Source organism: Flavobacterium sp. Root901, from assembly GCF_001429765.1.
GTDB lineage: Bacteria > Bacteroidota > Bacteroidia > Flavobacteriales > Flavobacteriaceae > Flavobacterium.
Window position 1 is genome coordinate 165,175 of sequence record NZ_LMJB01000008.1, and the last position, 22,980, is coordinate 188,154.

Here is a 22,980-nt window from a genome sequence, read left to right on the forward strand (position 1 = left end):
ATATTATCAAAATGTTAAAATCATTGCGTTATAATCAATTTTTTAAGAGAAATACTATTTAATATTTTTAAATGTTAAAAGAATTAATCGTAGGACTGATTAATATTTAAAGTGCTGATTTGCCAACATTTAAATGAAGTGGTAAAAAAGTGGTTAAACTTATTAACAAAGTGGTATTTAGTGGTAATATGTGGTAATTTTTTTTATATTTTTGCTGTATAACATGTTAAGTGGTTTTTCTTGAATACAATTGTAGGAACATATGAGTGCAAAGTCGATGCTAAAGGGAGGTTAATGATACCTGCACCTTTAAAAAAGCAATTGGCTTCTTCTCTTCAGGATGGTTTTGTTCTGAAGCGCTCTGTTTTTCAGCAATGTCTGGAATTGTATCCAATGGATGAATGGAATTTGATGATGGCGAAAATTAACAAGTTGAATCGTTTTGTAAAAAAGAACAATGATTTTATCCGCAGATTTACTGCCGGCGTAAAAGTGGTAGAAATTGATGCGTTGGGAAGATTGCTGGTTCCAAAAGATTTAGTGGCTTTTTCTGGTATTGCTAAAGATGTTGTTTTCTCATCTGCGGTTAATATTGTGGAAATTTGGGATAAAGATTTATACGAAAAATCAATAAGCGGCGAAGATATGGATTTTGCAGATTTAGCCGAAGAAGTAATGGGAAATATTAATGACGACGACAATGGAATATCATAATCCGGTTTTGCTTCATCCAACAGTTGATGGTTTAGATATTAAGCCAGATGGTGTTTATGTAGATGTTACGTTTGGAGGCGGTGGTCATTCAAAAGAAATATTAAGAAGATTAGGGCCAAACGGAAAGCTGTTTGCATTTGATCAGGATGAAGATGCTCTTGCCAATGCACTGCCAGACGAAAGATTTACTTTAATAAATGAAAATTTCAGGTTTATAAAAAGATTTTTACGTTTTCACGGAGTAAAAGAAGTAGATGGAATTTTGGCCGATTTAGGTGTTTCATCACATCAGTTTGATGTTCCGGAAAGAGGTTTTTCAACCCGTTTTGATGCCGGGCTGGATATGCGGATGAGTCAAAAAAATGATTTAAATGCTTACCGTGTGGTTAACGAATATGAAGAACAGGATTTGCGTCGTGTTTTTTTTGATTATGGAGAGTTGAAAAACGCGCCGGTTTTAGCAAGGACAATTGTGGAGGCGAGAAGGGATTATCCAATTAAAACTACTGATGAGCTGAAAGATATTTTAAAGAAATATCTGCCGGAAAAAGTTCGAAATAAAATATTAGCCCAGATTTATCAGGCAATTCGAATAGAGGTAAATCAGGAAATGGATGTTTTAAAAGAATTTATCGAACAGTCGTTAGAAATTTTAAAACCAGGCGGAAGATTATCTGTAATCTCTTATCATTCTTTGGAAGACAGACTTGTAAAGAGATTTATTAAAAACGGAATGTTTGAAGGAGAGCCCGAAAGAGATTTTTACGGAAATTTTTCAGTACCGTTTAAAACAATAGGAAAACTGATTGTTCCGGATGAGGCCGAAATCAAAATCAATAACAGGGCCCGAAGCGCTAAATTAAGAATAGCTGAAAAGATATAATATATATAGGTAGAAAATGAAAAGTGGAGTATTCAGCATATTAAAAGCCAGATTTTTAATTAACGATGACGCAGTAAAGAACTGGCGTTTCATTGTTTTCATAATTCTGCTGGCCATTTTAATGATTGCAAATACACAGCGGTACGAACAAAAGGTTTTTGAAATCGCAAAATTAAATAATGAAGTAAAAGAATTGCGATCTGAATTTGTAGACCGACGTTCTGAACTGATGAAATTAAAAATGGAGTCAACGATATCAGATAAAATGCAGGAAAAGCAAATTTATCCATCAACGGTTCCTCCAACAAAAATTGAAGTTAAAAAAGAAGAAGAAAAAAGTTTCTTTAAAAGAATATGGCAGTAGACGATAAACATATATCCTACAGAATTTACCTCGTAGCAGTTTTCATCTTTTTGATGGCAATTGCTATTGTTGTTAAATTAACTAATATTCAGTGGGTTGAAGGAGATTATTACAGAAAACTGGCAAAACAGCGTACTGTTAGGAATTTTGTAATCCCGGCAAACAAAGGAAATATTTATTCTGCTGACGGAAGTTTACTGGCAACTTCAATTCCAAATTATGAGATTCGTTTTGATGCAAAAGCACCAAAAACAGAAACTTTTGAAAAATATGTAAAGGGATTATCAGATTCTTTGGCAACAGTTTTAGAAAGACCGGCAGGCTACTATGAAAAAGAATTGCGAAAAGCCAGGGCAAATAAAAACAGATATTATTTGATTGCCCGCAATTTAAGTTATACTGAATATGTGAAAATTAAAGGTTTTCCACTATTCAATTTAGGAGCTTTTAAAGGCGGAATTATTGTAGAACAAGAAACCGTGAGAAAACATCCGATAGGGAAAATTGCTGAAAGAACCATTGGTTATGACAGGATTGATCCGGCAACAGGTGTAGAAGTTGGTAAAGGAATCGAGTGGGCTTTTAAAAGTTATTTAAACGGAAAAGATGGTAAAATCCTAAAACAAAAAATTGCAAAAGGCCAGTGGAAACCAATTCGCGATTTAAACGAAGTAGACCCTATTGATGGATATGATGTGATTTCGACAATAGATGTTTTTATTCAGGATATTGCTCACCATGCTTTATTAAAGCAATTAGAAGATTACGAAGCTGATCATGGCTGTGTAGTAGTAATGGAAACACAAACAGGTCACGTAAAAGCAATTTCAAATTTGGGAAGAGCAGAAGATGGCTCTTATTATGAAACAACAAATTACGCAATTGCAGAATCTCATGAGCCTGGATCGACTTTTAAACTGGTTGATTTAATGGCAATTCTGGAAGATAAAGTGGCCGATACAAGCAGTGTTTTTGATAGTCATGGAGGAGTAGTAAAATATTACGGACGCAGTGTTCGCGATTCGCATACAGGAGGTTACGGAAAAGTATCGCTAGCGCGCGGATTCGAACTTTCATCAAACACAGTTATGGTTCAGGCAGTTTATGATAATTACAAAAGCAATCCGTCAAAATTTGTGAATCATATCAGAAATTGGGGATTAGATAAAACGTTAGGCTTGCACTTTAAAGGAGAAGGAAGACCGATTATTCCACATCCGGGAGATAAAAACTGGTCAGGAATTACACTTCCGTGGATGGCTTTTGGTTACAGCGTATCGGTTACTCCAATGCAGACTTTAACATTTTACAATTCAGTTGCCAATAATGGTGTAATGGTAAAACCGCAGTTTGTATCTGAAATAAAAGAATGGAACAAAACGATCAAGAAGTTTGATGTCGAAGTGATAAACCCAAAAGTTTGTTCGCCTGAAACGCTTAAAAAAGTAAGAGCAGTTTTGCTGAATGTGGTCAAAAAAGGAACAGGTTCTAAATTGTATTCGAAAGATTTTTCGATGGCAGGGAAAACAGGTACAGCTCAGATGAATTATGGAGGAAAAGAAGGAAAATCAGCATTGTATTATGCATCCTCTTTCGTTGGATATTTTCCGGCAGATCATCCAAAATATTCCTGTATTGTGGTAGTTCATAAGCCAAATACATCAAAAAATAATTATTACGGTGCAGACGTTGCCGGACCGGTTTTTAAAAGAATCGCCCAAAAAATATTTACAGATGCGCCTTCGACAAATAAAATAAAACAGCTGGATTCTAAAATTCCGAAACAGGAAATCAGCTATGACAAATTTGATAAAGAATCAAATAAAAAATTGAATCAGATTCCGAATTTAAAAGGAATGCCCGGAATGGACGCTGTTGCCTTACTTGAGAATTTAGGTTTAAAAGTAAAAGTAAACGGATTTGGGAAAGTTAAGAACCAATCGATTCAGGCAGGACAAAGCATAATTAAAAACACAACTATAGTATTAGAATTATCGTGAAAATACTAAAAGACATATTATATAAAGCAGCTATCGAATCTGTAAAAGGTTCGACAGATATTGGTATTCAAAAAATTGAATTTGATTCGCGTAAAGTAGAATCAAATGATGTTTTTGTAGCCATTCGCGGTTCACTTTCTGATGGACATGATTATATAGATAAAGCAATTGCATTAGGAGCAAAAGCTATTATTTGTGATACAGTTCCTGAAAACACTCAAAAAGACGTTACTTATATTCAGGTAAGGGATACTAATACGGCGTTGGCTTTTATGGCTGCTAATTATTTTGAAGATCCATCTGCAAAACTAAAATTAGTTGGCGTTACCGGAACAAACGGAAAAACAACAATTGCATCTTTATTGTTTCAGTTGTTTCAAAAAGCAGGTTTTAAAGTAGGTTTATTATCAACCGTAAAAATTATGGTAAATGAAAAAGAATATCCTGCAACGCACACAACACCGGATTCCATTACAATCAATCATTATTTAAGTGAAATGATCGAAGCCGGAGTTACACATTGTTTTATGGAAGTAAGTTCGCATGGAATTCACCAAAAACGTACAGAGGCTTTGCATTTTGCAGGCGGGATTTTCACGAACCTTTCGCACGATCATTTAGATTATCACGCCACTTTTGCAGAATACAGAGACGTGAAAAAATCATTTTTTGATTCGCTGCCCAAAACAGCTTTCGCTTTATCAAACATTGATGATAAAAACGGAACTGTAATGCTGCAAAATACTGTTGCAAGAAAATTTACATATGCTCTAAAATCGTATGCCGATTTTAAAGCAACAATATTAGAAAGCCAGCTGTCCGGTTTATTGTTAAAAGTGAATGATAACGAAGTTTGGGTAAAACTAATTGGAACTTTTAATGCTTATAATGTTTTAGCAATTTACGGAACTGCTGTCGAGCTGGGAATGGATAGTTTGGAAGCGCTGCGTTTATTGTCTGACTTAGAGAGTGTTTCCGGTCGTTTTCAATACATTGTTACAGATTCAAAAGTAACCGCAATTGTCGATTATGCACACACGCCGGATGCTTTAGAAAATGTTCTTAAAACGATTGATGACATCCGTACTAAAAACGAACAATTAATTACGGTTGTAGGCTGCGGCGGAAACAGAGATAAAACCAAAAGACCAATTATGGCAAAAATTGCGACAGATCTTAGTGATAAGGCAATTTTGACATCAGATAATCCAAGAAACGAAAATCCCGAAGTGATTTTAGATGAAATGGAACAAGGTGTAGAAGCTCATAATTATAAAAAGATATTGAGAATTACAGATAGAAAGCAGGCTATCAAGACTGCTTGTCAATTGGCTCAGCCCAATGATATTATTCTGATTGCCGGAAAAGGGCATGAAACCTATCAGGAAATAAATGGTGTCCGTCATCATTTTGATGATATGGAGACTGTAAAAGAAATTTTAGACCAACTAAATAAATAATAAAATTTTTAAGTTCAAATACCACCAGGATTGGATTTGGAGTTCAAAATTGGAATTTAAAAAATAGAAAAATATGCTATACTATTTATTTGAATATTTTGACAAAACATTAGATTTACCGGGAACGGGAGTATTCCAGTATATCACTTTTAGATCTGCTTTAGCATTTTTGCTTTCATTGCTTTTGTCAACTATTTATGGTAAAAGGGTGATTAACTTTTTGCGTCGTCAGCAGGTTGGGGAAACAGTTCGTGAACTTGGTCTTGCTGGTCAGAACGAGAAAGCCGGAACTCCTACAATGGGAGGTTTGATCATCATTTTTGCCACGTTGATTCCGGTTTTATTGTTTGCAAGACTGCATAACATTTATATCGTACTGCTTATCGTAACTACGTTATGGATGGGAACTATTGGTTTTGTTGACGATTATATCAAAATATTTAAAAAAGACAAGCAGGGATTAAAAGGGATTTTTAAAGTTATTGGTCAGGTTGGTCTTGGGATAATAGTTGGTGCCGTTCTCTATTTTAATCCAGCAGTTACAGTAAGAACAGATACAGGTCGTACAGATGTTTTTAAATCGAATGTAAGCACAACAGTGGTTTTGCCTGCTCCGGTTGAAGAAAAATCGACTGCAACTACAATTCCTTTTGTAAAAAACAATGAATTTGATTATGCCGAAGTTTTGTCTTTCATGGGCGACGGATATGAAAAATGGGCTTGGTTAATATTTATTCCGGTTGTAATTTTTATTATCACGGCAGTTTCAAACGGAGCCAATTTAACAGATGGAATCGATGGCCTCGCCGCCGGGACTTCTGCCGTTTCTGTGCTCGCACTCGGAATATTTACATTCGTTTCAGGAAATATCATTTTCTCAAATTATCTGAATATAATGTACATACCCAACTCGGGAGAAATGACGGTATTTATATCTGCTTTTGTTGGCGCTTTGATTGGTTTTCTTTGGTACAATTCATTTCCGGCATCAGTATTTATGGGAGATACAGGAAGTTTAACCATTGGAGGGATCATCGCTGTTTTGGCGATTGCAGTCCGAAAAGAAATTCTGATTGTTTTATTCTGTGGTATTTTCCTTGCCGAAAGTGCGTCAGTTATTATACAGGTAACCTATTTTAAATATACAAAAAAACGTTTTGGTGAAGGCCGAAGAATTTTCCTGATGTCGCCTTTACATCATCATTATCAGAAAAAGGGATATCATGAAAGTAAAATTGTTACCCGTTTCTGGATTGTTGCCGTAATGTTGGCCATATTATCAATCGTTACTTTAAAATTAAGATAAATGAGGCTAGTGGTTTTAGGAGGAGGAGAGAGCGGAGTTGGAACCGCAATCCTGGGGAAGAAGCAGGGATACGATGTTTTTGTATCCGATTTCGGAAAGATAAAAGAAAGCTATAAAGAAGTTCTTATCATTAATAAAATTGCCTGGGAAGAAGAACAGCATACCGAAGATTTAATTCTTAATGCTGATGTGGTAATGAAAAGCCCCGGAATTCCGGAAAAATCTCCGATAGTAAAAAAGCTAATTGCGGCGGGAGTAAAAGTAATTTCGGAAATAGAATTTGCAAAACCTTTTACAGAAGCCTTGACAATTGGAATTACAGGAAGCAACGGGAAAACGACCACCACAATGCTGACCTATCATTTGCTGAAATCAGCAGGATTAAATGTTGGTCTAGGAGGGAATATCGGAAAAAGCTTTGCCTGGCAGGTCGCCGAGAATAAATATGATGCCTACGTTCTTGAATTAAGCAGTTTTCAGTTAGACGGAATAATAGATTACCGGCCGGATATTGCAATAATAACCAACATCAGCCCGGATCATTTAGATCGATATGAATACAAATATGAAAATTATATCAATTCGAAGTTCCGAATAACAATGAACCAAACCGAAAGCGATTATCTTATTTATGATGCAGATGATGAAGCAAGCGGAGAATGGTTAAAAAAGAATAAAACAAAAGCAAAATTAATTCCTTTTTCATTGACAAAATCATTCGATGAAGGGGCTTCTATAAATAACAATAAAATGGAAATAAAGATCAACCAAGAAGAGTTTACAATGGAAACAGAATACATTGCGTTAGAAGGAAAACATAATATGAAAAATGCAATGGCAGCAAGCTCTGTAGCAAAATTGATGCAAATTAGAAATGCAACAATTCGCGAAAGTTTATCAAATTTTCAAGGTGTAGAACACCGCTTAGAAAAAGTATTAAAGATTCAGAATGTACAATATATCAACGATTCAAAAGCAACAAATGTAAATGCTACTTTCTTTGCATTAGACAGTATGAACGTTCCAACTGTCTGGATTGTCGGAGGTGTTGATAAAGGAAATGATTATAACGAATTAATGCCATTAGTTCGTGAAAAAGTAAAAGCTATTATATGCTTAGGAATTGACAACCGTAAAATTATCGATGCTTTTGGAGCTGTAGTAGATATCATGGTTGAAGTTAATAATATGAACGATGCTGTAAAAACAGCTCAAAAATTAACAGAAAAAGGCGATGCCGTTTTATTGTCTCCAGCCTGCGCAAGTTTCGATTTATTCGAAAACTACGAAGACAGAGGAAAACAATTTAAACAAGCGGTTCATAACTTGTAAAAGTTTTGTTTCAAGTTTCAGGTTTCACGTTACAGCAACTTGAAACCTGAAACTTGAAACAAAAAGAAGCAAACCTGAAACAAAAACATTATGAAAGAACTAGTAAACAAATTAAAAGGAGATAGGGTAATATGGTCATTTGTGGCTTTATTGGCGTTATTTTCATTTATGCCTGTTTTTAGCGCGAGTAGTAATCTGGCTTATATAGGTCACGGTACCGGAAATACATTAGGTTATTTGGTAAAGCATTTGGCTCACGTATGTATTGGTTTCCTGATTATTTACTGGGTTCATAAAGTGCCATATCATTATTTTAGGGCGATTTCAAAAATTGCGCTTCCGGTGGTTTGGCTTTTATTACTTTATACTTTATTAAAAGGAACTGTAATTGCCGGGGCAAATGCAAGCCGTTGGATTCAGGTGCCGTTTATTGGAATCACGTTTCAGACATCAACATTAGCGGCAAGCGTATTATTTATTTATGTAGCGCGTTATCTGTCAAAAACCAAAGAAGAAAATGAGCCTTTTCAAACATCATTTATTCAGCTTTGGATTCCGGTTTTTATCACTTTGGCATTGATATTACCAGCCAACTTTTCGACCACGGCGTTGATATTTGCAATGGTAATGATGCTGACTTTTATTGGTAAGTATCCTTTAAAATATATTGCTTTTATTATTGGTTCCGGAGTAGTAATGCTGGCATTTTTCCTTTTAATAGCGAAGGCATTTCCTGATTCAAGATTTTTCAGCAGGGTATCTACATGGGAAAGTCGTATTATGAACTTTACGACAGATAAGCCGGATGAAGATGACTATCAGATTGAAAAAGCAAAAATTGCAATTGCATCCGGAAGATTGGGCGGATTAGGACCAGGAAAAAGTGTTCAGAAGAATTTTTTACCGCAATCTTCTTCAGATTTTATTTATGCCATTGTAGTGGAAGAATATGGTTTGGTGGGCGGAGTTTCAATTCTTTTATTGTATTTATTACTGCTCTTCCGATTTGTTATTGCATCACATAAAGCCAATACATTATTTGGAAAATTAGTCGTCGTTGGACTCGGTTTCCCGATGATATTCCAGGCAATGATTAATATGGCGGTTGCGGTTGAATTGCTTCCGGTAACGGGGCAGACACTTCCGTTGATAAGTTCAGGAGGTAGTTCAATATGGATGACTTGTTTTTCACTTGGAATTATTATTAGCGTAACCAAAAAAGACGAAGAAATCGCCGAAGAACAAGAAGAAAAAGAAAGAAGAAAAGAAGCACTTCAAAGATTAATAGATAAAGAACTGGCGGAGGAAGATCTTCCGATTGATGAAAGAGAAGAAATTTACGAAGAAGAAGCGATGTATTCAATTCAGGATAATTCGAGAAACCCGATGAATGCAGTTTTGAATAAATAATTAAAAACAAAAATGACAAACTATAAATTCATATTAAGCGGAGGCGGAACAGGAGGACATATCTATCCTGCGATTGCGATTGCAAATGAATTAAAATTACAGTTTCCTGATGCGGAATTTCTTTTTGTTGGTGCCAAAGATAAAATGGAAATGCAGAAAGTGCCTCAGGCAGGTTATGAAATAAAAGGTCTTTGGATTGCGGGTTTGCAAAGAAAATTAACCCTGCAGAATATGATGTTTCCTCTGAAACTGGCAACAAGTTTATTGGAATCCAGAAGAATTATTAAAAAATTCAAACCTAATGTAGTCATAGGAACGGGCGGTTTCGCAAGCGGACCATTATTGCAGGCTGCAGGTGCTGCGGGAATTCCAACCGTAATTCAGGAACAGAATTCTTTTCCGGGGATTACAAACAAATTGCTGAGCAAAAAAGCAAATGCTATTTGTGTCGCTTATGAAAATTTAGAAAGATTTTTTCCAAAAGAGAAAATCGTTTTGACAGGAAATCCGGTTCGTCAGGATTTAATTGATATTGATGATAAACGAGATGAAGCAATTGCTTTTTATGGTTTAGATCCAAATAAAAAAACATTACTGGTTTTAGGCGGAAGTTTAGGCGCGAGAAGAATCAATCAGTTAATCGAAAAAGAACTGCAAAATTTCCTTTCGCAGGATGTTCAGGTAATCTGGCAGTGCGGAAAATTATATTTTGAAGATTATAAAAAACACAATCAGCAAAACGTAAGAGTTGTTGATTTTATAGAAAGAATGGATTTTGTTTACGCTGCAGCCGATGTCATTATTTCAAGAGCAGGTGCGTCATCTGTTTCAGAATTGTGCATTGTGGGGAAACCGGTAATTTTTATTCCGTCGCCCAATGTAGCCGAAGATCATCAAACCAAAAACGCACAGGCCATTGTAGAGGCAAAAGGCGCGATTTTGTTGAAAGAATCAGAATTAGACAATGAGTTTAGCATTGTTTTTGAAGCGCTGCTGAAAGATGATGGAAAACAAAAACAATTAAGTGCAAATATTAAAAAATTAGCAAAACCAAAAGCAACACAAGATATTGTAGCGGAGATTGTGAAGTTAATTAAGTAAAGAGTGGACAACAACTATTTTTATCGAGGTATGATTTTTATTTTGATAGGTGTTGTAGTTATTTGTTACATTTTTTACAAAAGAAAAAGAAATAAGAATTATAACGATTTGAAAGGCTATATAGGAGGATTTGGATCAATTATTTTGGGATTGTATTTAGTCTTTCAGTCATTCACTGATCAATTTTAATAAAAATGAATTTAAATCAAATACAAAACGTTTATTTTATTGGTATCGGAGGAATCGGAATGAGTGCTTTGGCCCGCTATTTTAAATATATCGGAAAACAAGTTTCAGGTTACGATAAAACGCCGTCAATGCTTACTAGTGAATTAATCGAGAGCGGAATTGATATTCATTTTGAAGATAATATTAGTCTGATTCCGAGTGATTATTTTGTTGAGAATACACTGGTAATTTTTACACCCGCGGTTCCAAAAACACATTCTGAGTGGAATTATTTTATCGAAAGAAATTATGAAATTAAAAAGCGTGCCGAGGTTTTAGGAATTATCACCAAAGACACTTTTAGTTTCGCGGTTGCAGGAACGCACGGAAAAACAACAACATCAAGTATTTTAGGTCATATTCTATACGAAAGCGGAGCAGATGTTACAGCATTTGTGGGCGGAATTGTAGAAAATTACAATTCAAATTTAATTGGAAACGGAAAAACGGTTACTGTTGTAGAAGCAGATGAATTTGATCGTTCATTTTTACACCTGCATCCAAATATAGCCTGCGTAACGTCTATGGATGCTGATCATTTGGATATTTACGGAACCAGTGATGCAATTCAGGCTTCATTTGTTGAATTTGCCTCAAAAGTTGAAGATAAAAGCAAATTGTTTATTACAAAAGAATTGCCTCTTGAAGGTGTTCAATGTGCTATAAATGAAGATGCAGTTTATAAAGCATATAATGTTCGAATAGAAGACGGAAGTTATGTTTTTGATGTGCAGACGCCATCAGAAATTATGAAAGATCTTCGTTTTGGGCTGCCGGGAAAACATAACTTAATGAATGGGTTAATGGCTATTGCGATGGCAAAAACTTTTGGCACCCCAACCGATGCCATTGCAAAAGCTATTGCCTCGTTTAACGGAATCAGAAGACGTTTTTCTTATCAGATTAAATCTGAAAAGTTAGTTTATATAGATGATTATGCACATCATCCAACAGAAATAAATGCTGTTCATCAGGCAGTTAGGGAATTGTATCCGGGGCGTAAAGTTTTGGCAGTTTTTCAGCCGCATTTATTCAGCAGGACAAGGGATTTTGCCAATGGATTTGCAGAAAGCCTCTCTCAGTTTGATGAAGTATTTTTAATGGATATTTATCCGGCACGCGAATTACCGATGGAAGGGATTACATCAGAGTGGCTGTTGGGTAAAATGACAAATTCGAATAAAAAAATTGTTGCAAAAGAAGATTTATTAGCGGAAATCAAAGCCAGTGATGCGCCAATAATTGTAACAATAGGAGCTGGTGATATTGGTGAATTGGTACCGTCAATCAAAAAAATGCTAAATGAAAATATTTAATTGGACAAATATTCGATTAGTACTCATTTTAGGGCTTGTTCTTTTTTTATATTCTTTCGCACAACACCGAAATGGAGATAGAAAATTAAAAAAATCTATGGTTGTTTTTGTAGGGGAAAATACGCTTTTTGTAAAGCCGGAAATGGTTAATAAATTGTTGATAGAAAATAAAAGAGACGCTTCCAGTATTAGAAAAGATGAAGTAGATTTGAATAAGATAGAAAAAAACCTTGATACGCAGGACATGATTGAGAAGTCAGATGTTTTTGTAAGTATCGATGGTGTTCTGAAAGCGGTAGTAAAACAGAAGACACCAATAGCGCGAGTTTATGATGGTGATCGCTCTTTTTATATTGACTATGAGGGAAATAAAATGCCTTTGTCAGATAATTTTACGGCGCGTGTTCCGCTTGTTTCAGGGACAATAAATGGAAAAAATAACGAAGATTTAGCTGCCCTATTTCGCACAATTTATGACGATGCGTTTTTGAAAAAAAACATCATTGCAATACAAATTATGCCTAATGGCAGCCTAAAAATGTTTAATCGAAACTATGATTACTTCATAGATTTTGGTCGTACAATGAATGTTGATAAAAAATTTAGAAACTATAAGGCCTTTTTTCAAAAAGCAGTTTTAGATAGTTCGTTATATAAATACAGTAAAATTGACCTTAGGTTTACGGAACAAGTAGTTTGCACAAAATAATAGAAAATGGAAAAAGATAACATTGCAGTAGGTCTAGATATTGGAACGACAAAGATAGTTGCCATGATAGGCAAGAAAAATGAGTATGGAAAATTGGAAATTTTGGGTATTGGTAAATCCAAAAGTCTGGGAGTTGCAAGAGGAGTTGTAAACAACATCACGCAGACTATTCAATCTATCCAGCAGGCAATACTTGAAGCAGAAAATAATTCAGGTTACAAAATAAAAGATGTTGTTGTAGGGATTGCCGGGCAGCACATCAGAAGTATTCAGCATACAGATTACATCAGCCGTAATAATCCGGAAGAAGTAATTGGAGAGAAAGATATTCAGCTTTTGATCGATCAGGTAAATAAACTGGCGATGTTACCGGGAGAAGAAATCATTCACGTTTTGCCGCAGGAATTTAAAATCGACGGGCAGTCTGAAATAAAAGAACCAATCGGAATGTACGGCGGAAGATTAGAATCCAGTTTTCACGTTGTTGTCGGACAGGCTTCTTCTATCAGAAACGTTGGAAGATGTATTCAGAGTTCCGGAATCGAATTATCAGGATTGACATTAGAGCCATTAGCATCTGCAGATGCCGTTTTAAGTCAGGAAGAAAAAGAAGCTGGTGTTGCGCTTATCGATATTGGAGGCGGAACAACAGATTTAGCCATTTTTAAGGACGGAATTATTCGTCATACGGCTGTAATTCCTTTTGGAGGAAATGTAATTACAGATGATATTAAAGAAGGCTGTTCGATTATCGAAAAACAGGCTGAGCTTTTAAAAATAAAATTCGGATCAGCATGGCCGGGAGAAAATAAAGACAACGAAATTGTTTCTATTCCGGGTTTAAGAGGAAGAGAACCAAAAGAAATTTCATTAAAAAATCTTTCTAAAATTATTCACGCGCGTGTTGTGGAAATAATAGAACAGGTTTTTGCAGAAATCAAAGCTTACGGACACGAAGATCCCCGCAAAAAATTAATTGCCGGAATCGTTCTTACAGGTGGTGGAGCACAATTAAAGCATATTAAGCAGTTAGTGGAGTACATCACAGGTATGGATACCAGAATTGGATATCCAAATGAACACTTAGCCGGAAACTCAAGCGAAGAAATTTCAAGTCCGTTATTTGCAACAGCTGTTGGTTTAGTAATGAACAGTATTGAAAACAGTACACAGAGCGCCATTAGAATGGAGGTAGTAAATGAACAGCCAAAAGTTGTTTACAAAAATGTCCCTCCGCCGGTGCAGCGATACGAAGTTGAAGAAAACTACGTTGAGAAAGTAGAAACTATTGAAGAGCCCAGAGAATTGAAAATAAACAAAGGCGCAGCAGAATCTACAGAAACAAAAATTAGAAGATCATTTTTTGATAGATATGTCGATAAAATCAAAGATTTTTTAGACAACGCAGAATAATAAAAGAGAAGGATTACTTTTTGCCCCAAGTCAAGAAGTAAAAAATGTACTAAATAAGAATTTTCAAAAAAACCAAAAAGATGATGAGCAACTCAGAATTTGGAAGCATTTCATTTGATTTACCGAAAAATCAATCAAATGTAATCAAAGTAATAGGTGTAGGTGGAGGAGGAAGCAACGCTATTAATCACATGTTTAAGCAAGGTATTAAAGGTGTTGATTTTATAGTTTGTAATACAGATTCACAAGCACTACAGAACAGTTCAGTGCCTAACAAAATTCAGTTAGGAGTAAATTTAACAGAAGGTCTTGGAGCAGGAGCAAATCCTGACGTAGGACAGCAGTCTGCTATTGAAAGTATCGCCGACATTGAAAAAATGTTAGACCGCGGTACTAAAATGGTATTTATTACAGCTGGTATGGGTGGAGGAACCGGAACAGGTGCTGCTCCCGTTATCGCACAATTAGCAAAAGAAAGAGAAATCCTTACCGTTGGTATCGTAACAATTCCGTTTCAGTTTGAAGGGAAAGTACGTCAGGAGCAGGCACTTTTAGGAATCGAAAAATTACGCAAACAAGTAGACTCTTTAATTGTAATCAACAATAATAAATTAAGAGAAGTTTACGGGAACCTTGGTTTTAAAGCAGGATTCTCAAAAGCAGATGAAGTTTTAGCAACAGCCTCAAGAGGTATTGCTGAAGTAATTACACACCACTATACTCAAAATATCGATTTACGCGATGCTAAAACAGTTTTGGCAAACAGCGGAACAGCTATTATGGGATCTGCTGTGGCAGAAGGAGAAAACAGAGCAAAAGATGCAATTGTATCTGCATTAGATTCTCCATTATTAAATGATAATAAAATAACAGGAGCCAAAAACGTATTGTTGCTTATCGTTTCTGGATCTAACGAGATAACACTTGACGAAATCGGAGAAATCAACGATCACATTCAGGCAGAAGCAGGTTATAATGCAAATATCATCATGGGGGTTGGAGAAGACGAAAGCCTTGGTGAAGCTATTGCCGTAACTATTATTGCTACTGGTTTTGATGTTGAACAACAAAACGAAATTGTTAATACAGAGCCTAAAAAAATCATTCATACGTTAGAAGATGAGCAGAGAAGTGTTCATAATTTAACAAACAGACCTCTTACCTCTTTTGATTTAAATGCAGAAACACCTGTAGCAAAATCTGAAGAAAAGGTTATTTTTGATTTAATGGAAGATACGGCTGCTCCCGTACAAGCGCCGGCTGTTACGGTAACGACACCAACAATTAATCAGGAAGAATTGGTTGTAATGTCTGAATTTATTAAAAATCTGGATGTAACTTTTGAAATCGTTTCACCAATTACTGATATCGATTTTAAAATTTCAACTCCGGCAGCACAAACAGTTCAGGAAGTAAAACCTGTACAGCAAAGAACTTTTGAAAGAGAAGAACAAACAACTTTTTCATTTGATCTGCCTCTTTTTAAGTCTGAACCAGAAGTTAGAAAAGAGCCTGCTGCAGAACAGGATAATAAGATCATGTTTGAATTGACAAACGAAACCCGTAACATAAAAGTAAACGATCCGGTTTCATTTGTGCCTGTAACAGAACTTTCTGAAAACGGAATTATTAAATATTCGCTGGAAGAATACATGGAAGTTGAAAATGATTTAATGACTTCTAAACCAGTTGAAAAGGTTGTTGAGGACGTTGTTCCGGAGGAATTAAACATTACGTTGAAACCAAAAGTTGATTTTGCAAGTCAGCCGGATTTTACAACAACTTCTGAAGTTTCTCCATTAGAATTAACAATTGAGGAAACTTTACGTTTAAGAGCTGAAGAAAGAAGAAAGAAACTAAAAGAATTTAATTATAAATTTCACAATAACGTTTCAAGAATCGATGAGCTTGAAAAAGAGCCGGCTTACAAAAGATTAGGAATTGATTTGTCAAATTCTCAATCTAACAATACAAATTCGAGAATTTCGGTTGGAACAGATAGTAACAATGATTTGCAATTGCGTTCAAACAATTCATTTTTGCACGACAACGTAGATTAATTTTTACAATCATAATATAGAATAGCCCGAAAATTGGATTTAATTTTCGGGTTATTTTTTTTATCTTCGCACAGAATTTAGAAATTTGACTTCTTAACTTAACTTTTAAAGTTAATTCTGTTGTCAGTTTGAATGAAGTGGAAGACAACTTTCAATACAATATCAATTTTATAAGCAAAGCTTATTCAAATAAAAATAAAGATGAGTTTACAAACAAAAATCATGGACGAGATTAAAACGGCCATGAAAGCAAAAGATACAGTAGCATTAGAAGCATTAAGAGCCGTTAAATCAGAATTATTATTGGCTTCTACCGCTTCAGGATCTAAAGAAGATTTAAAAGAAGACGAAGAAATTAAATTACTTCAAAGATTAGTGAAGACCCGTAAAGAAAGCGCAAGAATCTTTACAGAACAAAATCGTCCTGATTTAGCTGAACCGGAATTAGCTCAGGTAGCAATAATCGAGAAATTTTTACCAGCTCAGTTAAGCGAAGAAGAAGTAGAAGCTGTAATTGCAAAAATTATTGCAGAAACAGGAGCTTCAGGAATTGCTTCTATGGGAAAAGTTATGGGATTAGCCTCTGCACAATTAGGCGGAACTGCTGAAGGAAAAACTATTTCTACAATTGTAAAAAAGTTATTGTCTTAAATAATTTTAGATTTTAGAGTTCAGATTTTAGATTAATCTGAATTCTAAAATCATAAATCTAAAATAACCTGACCGCGTAGTTCAACTGGATAGAATATCAGATTTCGGCTCTGAGGGTTGGGGGTTCGAACCCCTCCGCGGTCACTATCAAATTAAAAGCCTGCATAATATAATTTTGCAGGCTTTTTTATTGGTTTGAGAAAACTTTGTTATATTGAAACTTGAAATAGTATAAAACTTTAATCAATGACAAACAATAATTATTTATGATGACACTAATTGCAATATTTTTTCCGTCCCTTTCTTTTTTATTAAGAGGTAAAATTTTTACTGCTATTATATGCTTAATTTTGCAGATTACTTTGATTGGCTGGATTCCTGCTTCAATTTGGGCTGTAATTTCTCTGCAGAATTCAAGAGCAGATAAACGTAATGAAAAATTGATTAAGGCAATGAAAGCCAGGTAAATAAACTTCTGTTTGCAAAGTTTTACTCTTAAGTGGCTGCACTCTCACAACGTAATTATTACTCAGTTCTTTTTTTAAGACCTTTAATTAGAACGATAATTGAAAAAACAAAAACAATTAAATATACAATCGCCAGTGCCGGTTTTTCAAATGTTAGTTTTTCAAAATCGAATTGCTTATACAGTGCTGCGCCTACAATGATAGCTATAATGCTAAAAGTAAATACTGGTACGTTATTTTTATTCTCCATATTTGGCTAAATGGGTTACTTAATAGTTTCTCCTGCATTTCCTGTTTGTACCTCTCCTGCACGTTTATAACTCGCTAAAATTACCCCGGTTGTGGTTACATTACTTTCAATTAATTCGAATCCTGAAGGATGTGCAGCATTATCAAAAAGTTTTTTCCCTTTGCCAAGCAGCAACGGATGAATTTTTAATCGGAGTTCATCTACCAGATCATTTTTAAGAAGTAAGTGGATAAGTTCACTGCTTCCCCATACCTGAATATCCAAACCTTCAGAATCTTTTAGTTTTTTTATGTCAGCCAGGGTTTTTATGAAAGTAGAATTTTTCCAATCTGATTTTTTTCTGGTCCTGGAGAGAACATATTTATTACCTTCATTAATTCCAGGCCAAAATTCTGTGTTTTTAGGCCAGTAATCTTCCCATATTTCAAAAGTTTTTCTTCCCAAAAGATAATCTGCGGGTTTAAGTTCGTTTTGTACAGCCTTACTGTAAGCTTCATCACCAAAAGGTGCTGTCCAGCCACCAAATTTAAAGTCGTCTGTTTTGTCTTCTTCCGGGCCGCCGGGAGCCTGCATTACGCCATCTAACGAAATCATAGATAAAACAATTATTTTTCTCATAGTAATATGTTTTATGATTAGTATAAATTAAAGAAGAATGTGAGGTATAAATATTTATAACTTATAATTTAGCCTGTTCAGTCGTTATCATATCATAAAGCTTCTCATTTTTAAAATTCTCCTTCAATAAATATATTAAAGGAACGGTCGGGCTTTTTGGATATTTTGCTATAAAGCGGTCAAATTCCTTTATGTTTTCCGGATAGATATATTTTTCATCTGCTGCTTTTTCAAAAGTTGGCGTATTATCCTGACCTATTAAATAATCCATTTGATAACGTTTGTATTCGTCTTTTACGGAATTGATCAATTTTGAATCCGGATATTTGGTCATAAAATTTTCCCACGAAATTATTCTGTCGCCTAAATCCTTAAAAGTGATAATAAGTCCTGCATCTGCAGAATATAAGGATTTGTTTTCTTCACTTTTCAGGTATAAATAATCTTTGTAGTCTTTCGTCACGTAATCTTTAAAGATGTTGTAATAGAAATCATTTTTTGTTGTGATTTCGACATAGCCTTCACCAATTTCTTCTATTTCTAATTGATACTTTGAAAGTTTTTCTTCAAAAAGTTTCACATTTTTTTGGTCGACTGTATTTTCACTGTAGAAATTATCCAGTATAGCAGCTTGTTTTTCTTCTATTTTATGAAGAAGATAACCATTTTCCTCAAAATATTTTTCATATAATGCATTAGCATCTTTATCAGATATTGACTTTAATTTGAGAATAACTTCGTTTTTGTTTTTAGAAAACAACTCCAATAACTCTAAATCTGACAGCTTTGTTGTGGTAGAATCTTCAATTTTGATGCTGTCATTTTTAATGGCTTTTTTATCTAAAGCTGGTTTTTTAGTTTGATTACAGGAAGAAAATAAAACTGCGAAAGTTATGGCTATAAAGATTTTTCTCATGACTAAATTTGGTTTGTTTCGCTAATATATAAAATTATTCCGCACTATTTTTAATCATAAAAAAAGGACAAAAAATAAATCATTAATTGTCCTTTTCACTTTCTAAATTTAAATTTCCGGAAATCTATTTCGTGTTCTGTAGAAAATTATCAATGTAATTTACTACCAGTGGAATATGTTGGTGCTGAGGAGCATGCCCTGTTTTTGGCAGCACAATTAGCTGTGATGTTGGAAGCTGTTTGGTCAGCGTATACCAATTTTCTACATCAAAACTAATATCATGATCTCCGGAAATAATTAATATAGGTGTTTTGGTTGTTTTTAATTTTTCTCTAAAATTGTCTTTATCTGCAACAGCACCTTCGCCTCCTGAAAAATACAATTGAAAAACTTCCATAGTTGAAGGTATCTTAGATACGTCAATTCTTTTTGCAATTCGATCATGAGAAGCTTTTGCGGCTATTTTGCTTTGTTCAGATTCAGGTTCGAAAAACAAAATAATTTCATCATTAAAATCATTAATTGGTTTTAAAGCATGATCAAGAAAAGCCTGTTCCAGCGGGACAACTCTTTCACCAACCGGACCTGTGCCAAGCAATATGGTATGCGTGGCAAGTTCTGGATATAAAAATGTTGCGGCCTGCGTTACTAATCCGCCGTAGGACCAGCCCATTAAAGCTGCTTTTTCTATTTTCAGGTAATCGGCCAGATCTTTTACATCTTTGGCTACTTCTTTAATATCGGTTGGTAATTTTCCGGTTGAATAACCAATTCCCGAATAATCAAAAGTAACAACCTGATATTTTTCTGCAAGTAAATCCAGAAATAAAGGATCCCATGTATCAAGTGTTCCTCTGAATCGGTTAATTAAAATAATGGAATTTCCCTGGCCAATTGATCGGTAAGCGATTTTTCGATCAGAAAAATCAGCAAATTTAGTTTCCGAATTTGAAGCATCTATTTTAGTACTCATTGCTTTAAGTTTTTGGTTAATAATGAATTAATAAAACAATTTTAATGCCTTTAAATAAAGATTTGAAAAATCAGCCTTTGGAGAAAAAATGAAATATTTACTGTTTTTATTTCGCTAAAAAAGAAACATTTTACGAAATACCGAGAATATTATAAGTCGATCGTATCTCCAATTTTAGGCAGATAAAGATTCAGGTCTGCATTCTTAAAATCGGTTAAAGCTTTTTGATGATCCATCATAATGAAGCCAAAAGTATCGTAATGGACGCCTAAAATTTTATTGGTTTCAACAAGTTTTGATGCTTCAATTGCTTCTTCAATTCCCATTGTTAATCCGTCACCAATTGGAAAAACGGCAAAATCCAGTTTAGTAAATTTCGTAATCAGTTTCATGTCTAAAGTCAGTGCTGTATCTCCGCTGTAATAAAAATTTCCATCTGTGGTTGTCAGGACAAAACCAGTTGCAATACCGCCGTAACTTCCGTCCATAAAACTGCTCGGATGTTGTGCAATTACACATTTTACTGTTCCAAAATCGAAGCTGAATTTTCCGCCCGGATTGATTGGATGCGCATTTTCGATTCCGTTTTTTAAAAGCCAGTTGTAGATTTCAAAATTCCCAAGTACTTTCGCGCCCGTGTTTTTTGCAATTCTTTCGACATCGAGAATATGATCATAATGTGCGTGAGAAATAAAAATGTAATCGGCTTTTATTTCGTCGACATTGATATCTTTTGCTAATTCGTTTGGAGTAATAAAAGGATCAAACAAAAGGTGTTTTCCATTAGCATACACAGAAAAACAAGAATGGCCGTAGTACGTTACTTTCATGATATTTAAATTTTGAAATTAATAATAGTTTAATTTTTTAAGCCAAAAAACATACCAGCAGAATTAGGTATTTTATTCTTCAAATATTTTTTCAGTATCTAACGGATTGTTTTCCTGATATAATTTTTGACCAATTTTGCCCTGATCTCCCAAAACACGTCCTTTTATAAGCCACGCTGTTCCAAAGGCAAAAAGTGCCAGCGCCTCAAACACTAAAGTTGAGTAAGAAAACAGTTTTAAAGACTCTGAGACAGGAACCAGAACCACTGAAGCCAGAATAATATAACCACAGGCTCTGTAAATATTATTTTCGTGTAAAATACTTTTAGGTTCTCTGGGATCTTTTTCCTGACCAATTGTAAAAACATGAATTGCGAGTAAAGCCAGGATCAAAAAAAGCATGGCAGCAAACCCATAATGAAGCCAGCCGAGCCATTTTGCAGTTGAAGGAATAATGGTATAGATTTTTTGTGATATCTCTTCGGGATTTGTCGGGACGAGCGCAACGCCCAGCGCCATGATTCCGGCAACGTTTGTTAGTAAATTGTCATTTTTCCAAATTGATTTATTGCCGTGGCCTTTGTACCGAATTAAAAATAAACCTACGGCACATAAAGTTCCGGTAAAAATTTCCCGCAGGTTTGTATAGTAAAAATGACTTATTGAAGGCTGCGTTTTGGTTTGAAAAAAAGGGATTAAAGAAAATCCAACCAATAATATGGGCAGTAAAAATCCTAAATAGCCAATAGCACGCCTGATTCTTCTGTAAGTGAAAATATCATAGCTTTCAATTTTTATTTCCTGAGTATTTATTTTCATAACTTTTTATTTTTTGAAGAATAAAGTTATGACATTTTAAATTACTGAAAATTAATTATTTAATGAATATTTTGTATGATAAGATTTTTTCTGAATTAAAAAAAGGAAATTATTTTCTCGAAAACAAATTCTCTACAACCCAGGCCGGACCAATTAATAAAAACTGAAGATCTTTTAAGAATGAAGGTTTTTTACCTTCGATATTATGTCCGTAAAACTGGCCTATCCAGGCAATTACAAATACGCCGATTGAAAATATCCATAAAGGAAAAACCTGGCCTATGTAATAATTTATAACTAAACAAATTGCGGAAAAAATGGCAATTTTAACAGCCATTGCAATTGATAATCTGATATAGAAAACGAGAACAAAAAGCAAAACTACAAAAGCCCAGTTTTCGATAATGGGTAAATTCAGTTTTAGAGTATCCGCAATTATATTACTCGGAATACTCATTAATAAACCGACGATTGAAAAGTAGATTGCCGGCACGCAAATGTAATGTATCGCTTTGTTTTTTGGGTTTTGATGACTTGCGGCATATTCTGCAAACCATTGGTCTAATGTTCTCATTTTTGTGGTTTTAAGGTTAGTTAGCGTAAATCTAATAAATTTTTCTTTAGGTTTTACCGTGCTGTATTTTCATGATTTGATCCACAATAGAAATGGCTTTTTCAAATGTTATCCCGTTTTGCTGATCGATTGTCAAAGGATGATTTTCTTCGATCAGTTTTATTTCGGGAATCAATCCTAAATTTTGTTCAATGGCAATACTTTTTAATGATATTGTTTTGCCATAAGTAGGTACATCTGTCTGCATCCAGCCAAAATAAGGTTCCTGATTTATCCTCTCCGGATCTTCCCATAGATCCATTCGCAGGCAGAAATTGTCTTCGCTGATTGTTGTCCAAACATTAAAAACTAAATCTTCATGGTAATCAATTATCGGAATTGTTAATCTTCCGCGATGAAAAAAATGTTCTTCATCAATATAACACCAGCTTTCCCCATATTCAATTCGTTGTTCCCTTTCATCAGGTAGAACAGAAAAATAATATGCCGGAAATTCACTTCCAAAACATAGCGGCATTTCATCAAAAATTTCTCCGCAGCAGGAACATTTATAATGGTACATTTTTGGTTTTTTAGGTAAAATAAT

Annotated in this window: 23 protein-coding genes and 1 tRNA gene; 16 read left to right on the top strand and 8 right to left on the bottom strand. The window is 34.7% G+C overall.

All coding sequences use genetic code 11. The features are described from left to right. Positions 1-240: 240 nt before the first annotated feature. From ASE21_RS16265 to ASE21_RS16340, 16 genes are all read left to right on the top strand, one after another. Positions 241-714 carry a division/cell wall cluster transcriptional repressor MraZ gene (locus tag ASE21_RS16265; protein ID WP_056204812.1) on the top strand — a complete coding sequence of 158 codons (474 nt, stop codon included), beginning with the start codon at positions 241-243 and terminating at the stop codon, positions 712-714. Further along, the gene (gene rsmH / locus ASE21_RS16270) at positions 689-1,597 is read left to right on the top strand and encodes a 16S rRNA (cytosine(1402)-N(4))-methyltransferase RsmH (RefSeq protein WP_199858512.1); all 909 of its coding nucleotides are present in this window, start codon (positions 689-691) and stop codon (positions 1,595-1,597) included. The genes ASE21_RS16265 and rsmH overlap by 26 nt, the downstream gene beginning before the upstream one ends. A 16-nt stretch (positions 1,598-1,613) precedes the next feature. Beyond that, positions 1,614-1,961, top strand: coding sequence for an FtsL-like putative cell division protein (locus ASE21_RS16275; protein WP_057123751.1), 348 nt, complete (start codon positions 1,614-1,616; stop codon positions 1,959-1,961). Then, positions 1,952-3,961: a penicillin-binding protein gene (locus ASE21_RS16280; protein WP_057123752.1), complete on the top strand. Its 2,010-nt coding sequence runs from the start codon at positions 1,952-1,954 to the stop codon at positions 3,959-3,961. The genes ASE21_RS16275 and ASE21_RS16280 overlap by 10 nt, the downstream gene beginning before the upstream one ends. Continuing rightward, entirely contained in the window at positions 3,958-5,421 is a 1,464-nt protein-coding gene (locus ASE21_RS16285; RefSeq protein ID WP_057123753.1) for a UDP-N-acetylmuramoyl-L-alanyl-D-glutamate--2,6-diaminopimelate ligase, read from the top strand. The genes ASE21_RS16280 and ASE21_RS16285 overlap by 4 nt, the downstream gene beginning before the upstream one ends. A gap of 73 nt (positions 5,422-5,494) precedes the next feature. Then, entirely contained in the window at positions 5,495-6,727 is a 1,233-nt protein-coding gene (gene mraY / locus ASE21_RS16290; RefSeq protein ID WP_057123754.1) for a phospho-N-acetylmuramoyl-pentapeptide-transferase, read from the top strand. Continuing rightward, positions 6,728-8,059: a UDP-N-acetylmuramoyl-L-alanine--D-glutamate ligase gene (gene murD / locus ASE21_RS16295; RefSeq protein WP_057123755.1), complete on the top strand. Its 1,332-nt coding sequence runs from the start codon at positions 6,728-6,730 to the stop codon at positions 8,057-8,059. A 90-nt stretch (positions 8,060-8,149) separates the two neighbouring features. After that, positions 8,150-9,469, top strand: coding sequence for an FtsW/RodA/SpoVE family cell cycle protein (locus ASE21_RS16300; protein ID WP_057123756.1), 1,320 nt, complete (start codon positions 8,150-8,152; stop codon positions 9,467-9,469). Between the two features lie 12 nt (positions 9,470-9,481). After that, positions 9,482-10,570, top strand: a complete 1,089-nt coding sequence (murG, locus tag ASE21_RS16305) for an undecaprenyldiphospho-muramoylpentapeptide beta-N-acetylglucosaminyltransferase (protein ID WP_057123757.1) — start codon at positions 9,482-9,484, stop codon at positions 10,568-10,570. A gap of 194 nt (positions 10,571-10,764) precedes the next feature. Continuing rightward, positions 10,765-12,114, top strand: coding sequence for a UDP-N-acetylmuramate--L-alanine ligase (gene murC / locus ASE21_RS16310; protein ID WP_057123758.1), 1,350 nt, complete (start codon positions 10,765-10,767; stop codon positions 12,112-12,114). Next, entirely contained in the window at positions 12,101-12,823 is a 723-nt protein-coding gene (locus ASE21_RS16315; RefSeq protein WP_057123759.1) for a cell division protein FtsQ/DivIB, read from the top strand. Before murC ends, ASE21_RS16315 begins: the two co-directional genes overlap by 14 nt. Before the next feature lie 6 nt (positions 12,824-12,829). Continuing rightward, a complete protein-coding gene (ftsA, locus tag ASE21_RS16320; protein ID WP_057123760.1) occupies positions 12,830-14,236 on the top strand; it encodes a cell division protein FtsA in 1,407 nt (468 codons plus the stop codon). Between the two features lie 80 nt (positions 14,237-14,316). Beyond that, positions 14,317-16,296 (top strand): cell division protein FtsZ, encoded by a 1,980-nt coding sequence (gene ftsZ / locus ASE21_RS16325; RefSeq protein WP_057123761.1) that lies wholly within the window; start codon positions 14,317-14,319, stop codon positions 16,294-16,296. 201 nt (positions 16,297-16,497) lie between these two features. Beyond that, a complete protein-coding gene (locus ASE21_RS16330; protein WP_057123762.1) occupies positions 16,498-16,947 on the top strand; it encodes a GatB/YqeY domain-containing protein in 450 nt (149 codons plus the stop codon). A 70-nt stretch (positions 16,948-17,017) separates the two neighbouring features. Next, positions 17,018-17,091, top strand: a tRNA-Arg gene (locus tag ASE21_RS16335). Positions 17,092-17,213: 122 nt separating this feature from the next. After that, positions 17,214-17,414 (top strand): YqaE/Pmp3 family membrane protein, encoded by a 201-nt coding sequence (locus ASE21_RS16340; RefSeq protein ID WP_199858513.1) that lies wholly within the window; start codon positions 17,214-17,216, stop codon positions 17,412-17,414. Positions 17,415-17,472: 58 nt separating this feature from the next. Here the strand turns inward: ASE21_RS16340 and ASE21_RS16345 are convergent, their stop codons facing one another. The 8 genes from ASE21_RS16345 to ASE21_RS16380 form a co-directional block, all read right to left on the bottom strand. Next, complete coding sequence (locus tag ASE21_RS16345) at positions 17,473-17,664, bottom strand: hypothetical protein (protein WP_057123764.1); 192 nt, start codon at positions 17,662-17,664, stop codon at positions 17,473-17,475. A 15-nt stretch (positions 17,665-17,679) separates the two neighbouring features. Then, positions 17,680-18,282, bottom strand: coding sequence for a dihydrofolate reductase family protein (locus ASE21_RS16350; protein WP_057123765.1), 603 nt, complete (start codon positions 18,280-18,282; stop codon positions 17,680-17,682). Between the two features lie 61 nt (positions 18,283-18,343). Further along, positions 18,344-19,198: a hypothetical protein gene (locus ASE21_RS16355; protein WP_057123766.1), complete on the bottom strand. Its 855-nt coding sequence runs from the start codon at positions 19,196-19,198 to the stop codon at positions 18,344-18,346. Positions 19,199-19,322: 124 nt separating this feature from the next. After that, positions 19,323-20,171 carry an alpha/beta fold hydrolase gene (locus ASE21_RS16360; RefSeq protein WP_057123767.1) on the bottom strand — a complete coding sequence of 283 codons (849 nt, stop codon included), beginning with the start codon at positions 20,169-20,171 and terminating at the stop codon, positions 19,323-19,325. A gap of 149 nt (positions 20,172-20,320) precedes the next feature. Beyond that, complete coding sequence (locus ASE21_RS16365) at positions 20,321-21,001, bottom strand: metal-dependent hydrolase (RefSeq protein ID WP_057123768.1); 681 nt, start codon at positions 20,999-21,001, stop codon at positions 20,321-20,323. 72 nt (positions 21,002-21,073) lie between these two features. After that, entirely contained in the window at positions 21,074-21,820 is a 747-nt protein-coding gene (locus tag ASE21_RS16370) for a hypothetical protein (protein ID WP_057123769.1), read from the bottom strand. A gap of 109 nt (positions 21,821-21,929) precedes the next feature. Continuing rightward, on the bottom strand, positions 21,930-22,394 hold the full coding sequence (locus tag ASE21_RS16375; protein WP_057123770.1) for a DUF962 domain-containing protein: 465 nt from the start codon (positions 22,392-22,394) through the stop codon (positions 21,930-21,932). A 46-nt stretch (positions 22,395-22,440) separates the two neighbouring features. Beyond that, positions 22,441-22,956, bottom strand: coding sequence for a DUF2199 domain-containing protein (locus ASE21_RS16380; RefSeq protein WP_057123771.1), 516 nt, complete (start codon positions 22,954-22,956; stop codon positions 22,441-22,443). Positions 22,957-22,980 lie beyond the last annotated feature (24 nt).

Excerpts from the sequence above, each read along its gene's own strand:
- ASE21_RS16375 (WP_057123770.1), bottom strand. The coding sequence starts at position 22,394 with ATGAGAACATTAGACCAATGGTTTGCAGAATATGCCGCAAGTCATCAA.
- mraY (WP_057123754.1), top strand. The coding sequence starts at position 5,495 with ATGCTATACTATTTATTTGAATATTTTGACAAAACATTAGATTTACCG.
- rsmH (WP_199858512.1), top strand. The coding sequence starts at position 689 with ATGACGACGACAATGGAATATCATAATCCGGTTTTGCTTCATCCAACA.
- ASE21_RS16360 (WP_057123767.1), bottom strand. The coding sequence starts at position 20,171 with ATGAGTACTAAAATAGATGCTTCAAATTCGGAAACTAAATTTGCTGAT.
- ftsA (WP_057123760.1), top strand. The coding sequence starts at position 12,830 with ATGGAAAAAGATAACATTGCAGTAGGTCTAGATATTGGAACGACAAAG.
- murG (WP_057123757.1), top strand. The coding sequence starts at position 9,482 with ATGACAAACTATAAATTCATATTAAGCGGAGGCGGAACAGGAGGACAT.
- ASE21_RS16315 (WP_057123759.1), top strand. The coding sequence starts at position 12,101 with ATGAAAATATTTAATTGGACAAATATTCGATTAGTACTCATTTTAGGG.
- ASE21_RS16355 (WP_057123766.1), bottom strand. The coding sequence starts at position 19,198 with ATGAGAAAAATCTTTATAGCCATAACTTTCGCAGTTTTATTTTCTTCC.
- murC (WP_057123758.1), top strand. The coding sequence starts at position 10,765 with ATGAATTTAAATCAAATACAAAACGTTTATTTTATTGGTATCGGAGGA.
- ASE21_RS16370 (WP_057123769.1), bottom strand. The coding sequence starts at position 21,820 with ATGAAAATAAATACTCAGGAAATAAAAATTGAAAGCTATGATATTTTC.
- ASE21_RS16365 (WP_057123768.1), bottom strand. The coding sequence starts at position 21,001 with ATGAAAGTAACGTACTACGGCCATTCTTGTTTTTCTGTGTATGCTAAT.
- ASE21_RS16350 (WP_057123765.1), bottom strand. The coding sequence starts at position 18,282 with ATGAGAAAAATAATTGTTTTATCTATGATTTCGTTAGATGGCGTAATG.
- ASE21_RS16340 (WP_199858513.1), top strand. The coding sequence starts at position 17,214 with ATGATGACACTAATTGCAATATTTTTTCCGTCCCTTTCTTTTTTATTA.
- murD (WP_057123755.1), top strand. The coding sequence starts at position 6,728 with ATGAGGCTAGTGGTTTTAGGAGGAGGAGAGAGCGGAGTTGGAACCGCA.
- ASE21_RS16380 (WP_057123771.1), bottom strand. The coding sequence starts at position 22,956 with ATGTACCATTATAAATGTTCCTGCTGCGGAGAAATTTTTGATGAAATG.
- ftsZ (WP_057123761.1), top strand. The coding sequence starts at position 14,317 with ATGATGAGCAACTCAGAATTTGGAAGCATTTCATTTGATTTACCGAAA.
- ASE21_RS16345 (WP_057123764.1), bottom strand. The coding sequence starts at position 17,664 with ATGGAGAATAAAAATAACGTACCAGTATTTACTTTTAGCATTATAGCT.
- ASE21_RS16300 (WP_057123756.1), top strand. The coding sequence starts at position 8,150 with ATGAAAGAACTAGTAAACAAATTAAAAGGAGATAGGGTAATATGGTCA.
- ASE21_RS16275 (WP_057123751.1), top strand. The coding sequence starts at position 1,614 with ATGAAAAGTGGAGTATTCAGCATATTAAAAGCCAGATTTTTAATTAAC.
- ASE21_RS16330 (WP_057123762.1), top strand. The coding sequence starts at position 16,498 with ATGAGTTTACAAACAAAAATCATGGACGAGATTAAAACGGCCATGAAA.
- ASE21_RS16280 (WP_057123752.1), top strand. The coding sequence starts at position 1,952 with ATGGCAGTAGACGATAAACATATATCCTACAGAATTTACCTCGTAGCA.